This is a genomic window from Pseudomonas sp. B19(2017), assembly GCF_002113165.1.
In the GTDB taxonomy this organism is placed as follows: domain Bacteria; phylum Pseudomonadota; class Gammaproteobacteria; order Pseudomonadales; family Pseudomonadaceae; genus Aquipseudomonas.
Genome location: NZ_NEJR01000037.1, coordinates 1 through 6,514, shown reverse-complemented (window position 1 = coordinate 6,514; position 6,514 = coordinate 1). Strand labels below are relative to the sequence as shown.

Sequence of the window (6,514 nt, the reverse complement as noted above, 5' to 3'; positions counted from 1 at the left end):
CCGTCACGCTTACCGGACAGCGTGACGGTTTCACTGAAGAGGTGTTGAAGCTTTCAGCGAACCAGGGTGTCTATCGGCCCTTGAGTTCCGGCGCGTTGTCCAGACGCGGTGAAGGGGCCAAGGCAGCATCCTGCCCTCGAATGTCTTCATACCGCAAAATGCATGACCGAAAAAAGCCTTTTTACGTGTTTGTGAAGTTTATTATTCCAACGGGACAACAGGTCTTGACAGCGCCATAGAGCGGCGATCTAGAAAGAGTTGCGATTTTGCGTCTTCCAAGCAATAACGCGTTAATTAGCGTGATTTCGCGACATTTACGATTATTTACGACCATTCCCGGTTATTCCGGGTGAATCCCTACTCGTTGCCATCCGTCGGATGGCCTAATGAGTGCCCAATGAGTGCCCAATAGGTGCTCAATGAGGGCCTCATGAGGGCCTATTGCGCAATAGTGGGCCGCGACATACCATCGGCCTTGTTGAAGCTTTCAGCGAACCTGCGAACGAACGTCCATTCGACTCGCACAATCAAGCCGCCCGTCCAGGCGGCTTTTTTGTTCCCGCAATTCGTGAGCCTATGCGGCGACATCACTCTGCTCGATCCCCTCGCAGCGCGTATCGCAGAGCTATGCGAATCAGCTCCGTACAGATCGTTTTCAGCAGCCACACGGCAGCGGACAGTAGGTACTTCATGGTGAATCTCCTTGTTGGGGTAGCCCGTATTCGGTCGTCACGACCATTCGCCTGCAAATTGTCGCGTGACGAAACCGCAGCTTTTGGCGGGGGTTTGCACGGTTTGCGTGGTTTGCAGACGCCAGCGTAAGCGCCCCAACCTGGGCGACCTGGCCGGGCTTTCCGAAACGGGATCGAGGCGGCAGCACCACGCCCGTACACCACCTGTTAGGGCGACACTCAACCCGCTGGGGCGTCTTCCAGACCACCCATTGAGGCGACACACCACCTGTAGGGTTGCCCTACACCACCTGTAGGGGCGTCCCGGCCCGCCCTGCGGCGCCAGCTCGATCACCAGTCCCCCGCCACCACCTGCACTACAGGTAGGCGAGCATCACCGGATGCAGGGCAGCAGCCAGCAGCACCAGCAGCGGTTGCCAGTAGACCGGCAGAGCACCGCCCCGACAGCCCGTTGCAGGCCGCTAGGGGTGACGCCAGTATCATCGGCTAATTTACAGAATATAATTCTGTAAATTAGCAAAACCCCATAAACACTGGACTTGCCGTAAAGCTCTGTGTTTTAATTAACACAATCTGCAGAATTCAATGGAACGTAAATAAGAAATGAACACAGTCGAAGCAGTCAAGAACCAGAGCGACGCGGAAACCATCAGCCGGAAGCTGACCAAGAACGCCAAGGGCAACACCCTGTACGCGGACATCTGGCGATTCGGCGTCAACACGGCGTTGCGGATCAGCGACCTGCTGAGCCTGACCTTCGAGGACGTAAAGGGCGGCAATCTGGTCATCAAGGAAGGCAAGACCGGCAAGACCCGCGACATCGAGTTGAACGTTGCCGCCAAGGCCATCGTAGAGCGTCGTAGGGCAGCCCACCCGACTCACCAGTACCTGTTCGAGGTGGACAGCAACCGGGCCAAGGGCAAGCCAGTCAGCCGCGTGGCCGTAGCCAGCGCCTTCAAGGCCGTGGGTGATGAGATGGGGTTGCAGCTGGGTACACACTCGATGCGGAAGACGCGGGGCTGGCTGATGTACAACGGTGGCTCATCCATCGAGCTGATCTGCAAGGTGCTGAACCACAGCAGCCCAGCCGTGACCATGGCGTACATCGGTATCACGCAGTCGGAAGTAGACGCGACCTATCACCAGTTCGTGTTCTAGGTCTGGAAGCTCGAAAGAAGCGATTACAGCGACGTTAGCGGGTGGACTGTGTTCACCCCTAGATATTTGCCGATTTGCCGTATCTGCGGCCGTAGCGAGCCTGATAGGCGTTAGACACCGAGCCACAGTTGGCCGAGTTTGACCGATTCCCCGGCGATATTTGCCGCCCACGGAATGCCACCGATATTCGCCCTGGGCGAGTACCTGGTTGAAAAGTTTCGGGGTATCAGGCGCTTGGAAAGTTGGTAGCGAGACGCTACGCCTTGCCATCGCAAGAGGTCGCCGCTACGATTCCAAGGATCAGAAAGACGAAAGCCCCGACCGGCAAGTCAGGGCTCTCAGATTTGGTAGTGGCAGGAGAACAAGTCCTGATCACGACCCGCAAACCAGCAAGGAAGAGTTGCTTGGTCCACGTACTCGCCATTCTAGCGCGTGCGTGCCCCAACACAACCCCTCTCTGCTCGACGGTTTGCCACAGATACTGGTGGTAGGAACGAGTGTCACTTGGGTATCTGCGTGCTGATAGGCGACGACAAGCGGGATTGGTCATAGTCGCCAGTGGTGAAGTTGCCGTGTGTAGTTGCAGTACGTGGATGTTGGCGAAAGCCTCTTGCGTAGCGCCCTCTCACGGTGAAGCAGACCACGATCAGGCCGGGTTGAGTGATTTCCGGCAAAGCTGCTTAGGTGTCCGTGAGCAACCACGGGATACCCCGGTGATGCGACGGTGACGGCGACGGGCCTGCCCTCGATTACTGGTGACTTCCTCGGGTTGAGCTGCGTGCTCTCCTAGGGGAAGTTGCGACCCGGCTACCGCTCTGGCTCCAGCTCCGAGCCTATCCCGTCCGCGCCATCCTGCAAGGCTTTTAAGCTTCCCAACTAGATAAAAGATCACCGAAGGTGCGAATTGACGGGGCGTGGGCAGACTGGCCAGTCCTGCCTGACACAGATACCTGATTCGACGCAGCCGGGCCGTCTGGTTGTGGTGCCGGTGGTGCTGTTTCCGCGACTTCTGATGTTCCTGGTGCAGTTGGTGCCGCTGGCTTGTGCTCGATCAACCGCAGCTCCTGCCGAAGCCCTGCCACTTCTTCCCGAAGCAACCGCAGCTCGTTCACCAGTTCGGCCCATCCAGCGGGGGTGTCTGGCGGTGTCGGGTAGTTGTCTTCCGCTGGTGTCTGGGTGTCGGGCGGTGGTGTAGGGCGCCCGGTTGGTTCACCGTACACGCGGATCATCTCGGACAGGTCGATTACCCGCTGACCTTTGCCGTCATGGCCAGCAGTGACGCGGCCTTTGGCGACGGCCTCGTGCAGTGTCGAGCGATGCAGGCCGTACAGCTTTGCCATGCGGCCAATGGTCAATTTAGTCATGTAGGGCGGTGTCGGGTTGTGTCTGTCGGGCAAAGTGTAGGGTGCAGGTAGCGTACCAGCACATTGAATCGCGTTCCTATGTGAAATCTGGCGGTCGCCGTGGGTGGTAGGGCAGTGGAATTCACGTAGAAGCGTGCTCTTACACGCAGGCCATCCAGTTCTTGTACTTGGGCAATCTGGGCTACTGCCGACCAACTTACGGTTTCATTCTGGTGTAGCCACCTGAACTTCGCTTACTTGTTGCTGTGGCCTTTTTCTGGGTAAGGCGCCACGACGCATAAAGTTGAAAATAATGCAACTTTATTTGCATGTATGTATTGACTTCTGCCAGAAATTTGATAGACTAATAGAACTGGCCAGAAACAACTTTGCCAGCCCCCCCGCAAGACCATCGAAGCACTTTCCCTGCTGACGCGCTTATAGCCCATTGCATATTACTGGAGCTATGGCGTACTGCCGTTGTCGATCCGGCATCAGAATGATCGGTGATTTGAAGATGCAAGCAGACAGTTGTACAGGATGACTCGGCTTGAAAGGCTCTTGAGTCTCAATGTCGTGCCTTGGCCATAGGCTGCAACGAACATGGCCACCCATTTGAAAATTTGTCCCTGCAACAGGGATGATGCCCAGTACTTGGCCCATAACAAGTACAAACCGTAGTAACAACCGCCCGCAACCTCAAATACCGAGGACGGGCATTTATTGTCCTAAAGAAACTTTAACATACATACGAGGTAATTAATATGGCTAACCGTAGACCATTGCGTAAACACACTTGCGAGTCTTGCAGTCGAAACTTCTTCAGCCGCTCTCCGCTATCAAGATACTGCTCGGTCCAATGTCAGGTCCGAGAATGGCGATCACGTAACAAGGCATCTCAAGAACAACTGGAAGCAGAGTTCAACGCACAAGAGTCCGAACATCATGGTGAAGCAGCATGACCACCGATAAAAGCATCTGGCTGGAAGTAAGACGGGACAATGGTGCGATTCTCTCGTACTTCCTGGAGCAACCTGGTCTGCCGCCCGAATCGGTCTTCTACATCCCGGCGACAAAGGCTGAATTGGCCTACCTGAACGGGCTTGAAGACGCGATCTTGCCAGCGGGCATGGTGGCCACGCTTTCCGATCTGGAAGCCCACAGGGCAAGGGTTGAAGCAGCAAAGAAGCCCAAGGCAACCACACCCACGAAGGCGCCTGTAGCAGCTCCAGCGAAGGCCGTACAGAACGCCAGCAAGACCAGCAATACCCAACCATCAAGCGACAAGCAACGAGCCAAGGCGAGCTTTATCGCGGCTCTCAAGCAACACCGTTCAAACAAGTAAAAGGAAAACATATGACCAACACAAAATACGCTTATGGAAGCACTGTTGTAGAGTTCTTCAAGTTCAATGAGTCGGAACTTCAACTGCTCGTCGAGAAGAAGCAAAGTCAGTACCATAAGGACAGCCAAGGTCTTTACCACAAAGGCATGGCTGCGAACGTAGACTGGATTAAAAGCGCGCCTCTTGAGATGGCACTAATGGAGCTTCAGCATGTACTGAAAGAAGGTTTCACCATTATCAAGGTGTTCAACGAACCTCTCGACTTTCGCGCAGTACTACGCAAGCCAGACGAAGTTATCGCCGCCGAACTGCCAAAAGTTGCTGCACTCGCCCTGGAAGAGTACGAGCAGGACCGATACCAGCGAAACGTTGCAGAGACCGCCCGACAGGTGGCTATCAGCGTAGAACGCAGCGAGCGACAGGCAGCAGCGGCAGCGGCCAAAGCAGCGGATAAGAAGCGGGCCAGCGATGAGCAGAAAGCCTTGGCTGACCTACTGCGTGCCTACGGTGAACCAGCCGAGGTGGGGGCGTGAAGCCTCTACCTTCACCGGCCACCAAGGCCCTTGGCGTCTCGTTCACAGCGGATGAGTTCCATGGCCTGTGCTACTACGCACGACGCCATGAGATGCCTGTTCGGGACTTCATCGAGTGGGCTATGCGGTGCTACGTCAAGGCGATGCGGGCCGATGAACAGGCCACGGTGGGTAAGAATCGGGGCCGGTGACGGCCCTTGATGCCGCCGCACTAAAAAAGCAGAATCCCCCACGGGAAGCACCTCGCTGCCCACGGTGACAAACACGCCACACAGCCCCCGTATTTAAAGGGCCGAACAGCACCAATGCCTACCATTGCAGCGCCTGTAATCGGTACGGAAAGCCGTGCAGGTATTAGGAGGTGCAAATGAAGATTCTATGGCCTATCCCCTTCACCGGGTAAGCCATCACCAATGGGAACAGCAAGTGGAATCATCGGAAGACAAGACCAAGCGAAAGTTTGCCAACTACTTGCTTGCCCCGATATGGAACTACCAGTACTCGGTATTCTACGAAACCCCCGAGGATAGTACGAACCTGCTAGTTGACCAGAAGGCATTCCGGCAAGAGCTGGGCAGGAAGTTTGCAACTCAACCGTTCTTGGTTCGGGTTCAGAGCTTGCAGAGTCCCAAGCGTGGCAATGTGCGGCAAGCGTACTTGACCATGTACACCACTGGTAAGGTGGCGGGCCTTCAAGAGCTAGCTGATAAGTGTTTCCCGGTGACGGTGAAAGTTGTATACCGGCGAGTCACGCCAGACTGGTGCGAAGTTAAAGCGAATAAGATACTGAGTCAGCGACCCCACGATCTTACCAAGTTGTTCGGTGATGTACGGGTACGCCGGTACGGGATCATCAACAAACGCTTGCTGGAAGACATTGATACCGAAGCCGAAGAACTGGTCATTAATTGACCAGAAACTAATGTGTCTGGGATGTAGCCTACGGCTTCCGGCAGCAGCCGATCCGCTACAAGTGCCCATTTACGCGGCCTGCACCACAGGCGGGTCAAGAGAATCGCGCCACACGCGGTTTATCTGGCCGTAGCGGCTGATTTCCACGCATTGCGTGTGCAGCTCGATCAGCGTTCGCACTACAGCGGGCTGCACACCCGCCCGGTGACTACGCCACACGGCAGAGCTGCCGCCAGATCGGCTTGGTCCATAAAAAACCCCGCCGAGTGGCGGGGTTGTGTTGCAGTACATCAGTTGTCGAAGTGATCACGCATCCAAGCATAGGCCCGGTAAACGTTTACTACCTTGGCTACGGCATCAGCCAGACACAAGGTTTCGATCATGCGCTTCCAGAAGACACGCATAGGTTCTCCCCCTAAGGAAGTCCCTGGCCCGTCACGCTTACCGGACAGCGTGACGGTTTCACTGAAGAGGTGTTGAAGCTTTCAGCGAACCAGGGTGTCTATCGGCCCTTGAGTTCCGGCGCGTTGT

At 55.7% G+C, this 6,514-nt stretch carries 6 protein-coding genes; 5 read left to right on the top strand and 1 reads right to left on the bottom strand.

What is annotated here, in order from left to right; translation table 11 throughout:
- Together CAF70_RS27770 and CAF70_RS25875 are read left to right on the top strand one after the other, a co-directional pair.
- The coding region (locus tag CAF70_RS27770) for a hypothetical protein (RefSeq protein WP_218191755.1) at positions 1 to 239 on the top strand (239 nt) is incomplete at its 5' end.
- Between the two features lie 1,056 nt (positions 240 to 1,295).
- Positions 1,296 to 1,850 (top strand): tyrosine-type recombinase/integrase, encoded by a 555-nt coding sequence (locus CAF70_RS25875; RefSeq protein WP_085627405.1) that lies wholly within the window; start codon positions 1,296 to 1,298, stop codon positions 1,848 to 1,850.
- Positions 1,851 to 2,713: 863 nt separating this feature from the next.
- Here CAF70_RS25875 and CAF70_RS27535 read toward each other — a convergent pair.
- Positions 2,714 to 3,214 carry a hypothetical protein gene (locus CAF70_RS27535; RefSeq protein ID WP_143491687.1) on the bottom strand — a complete coding sequence of 167 codons (501 nt, stop codon included), beginning with the start codon at positions 3,212 to 3,214 and terminating at the stop codon, positions 2,714 to 2,716.
- A gap of 937 nt (positions 3,215 to 4,151) precedes the next feature.
- Here CAF70_RS27535 and CAF70_RS25870 point away from each other — a divergent pair.
- From CAF70_RS25870 to CAF70_RS25855, 3 genes are all read left to right on the top strand, one after another.
- The gene (locus tag CAF70_RS25870) at positions 4,152 to 4,538 is read left to right on the top strand and encodes a hypothetical protein (protein WP_085627406.1); all 387 of its coding nucleotides are present in this window, start codon (positions 4,152 to 4,154) and stop codon (positions 4,536 to 4,538) included.
- 11 nt (positions 4,539 to 4,549) lie between these two features.
- The gene (locus CAF70_RS25865) at positions 4,550 to 5,071 is read left to right on the top strand and encodes a hypothetical protein (RefSeq protein WP_085627407.1); all 522 of its coding nucleotides are present in this window, start codon (positions 4,550 to 4,552) and stop codon (positions 5,069 to 5,071) included.
- A 378-nt stretch (positions 5,072 to 5,449) separates the two neighbouring features.
- Complete coding sequence (locus CAF70_RS25855) at positions 5,450 to 5,983, top strand: hypothetical protein (protein WP_085627409.1); 534 nt, start codon at positions 5,450 to 5,452, stop codon at positions 5,981 to 5,983.
- Positions 5,984 to 6,514 lie beyond the last annotated feature (531 nt).

What these genes read in the sequence shown, in the direction of transcription:
- CAF70_RS25870 (WP_085627406.1), top strand. Translation starts at nt 4,152, where the DNA reads ATGACCACCGATAAAAGCATCTGGCTGGAAGTAAGACGGGACAATGGT.
- CAF70_RS27535 (WP_143491687.1), bottom strand. Translation starts at nt 3,214, where the DNA reads ATGACTAAATTGACCATTGGCCGCATGGCAAAGCTGTACGGCCTGCAT.
- CAF70_RS25875 (WP_085627405.1), top strand. Translation starts at nt 1,296, where the DNA reads ATGAACACAGTCGAAGCAGTCAAGAACCAGAGCGACGCGGAAACCATC.
- CAF70_RS25855 (WP_085627409.1), top strand. Translation starts at nt 5,450, where the DNA reads ATGGCCTATCCCCTTCACCGGGTAAGCCATCACCAATGGGAACAGCAA.
- CAF70_RS25865 (WP_085627407.1), top strand. Translation starts at nt 4,550, where the DNA reads ATGACCAACACAAAATACGCTTATGGAAGCACTGTTGTAGAGTTCTTC.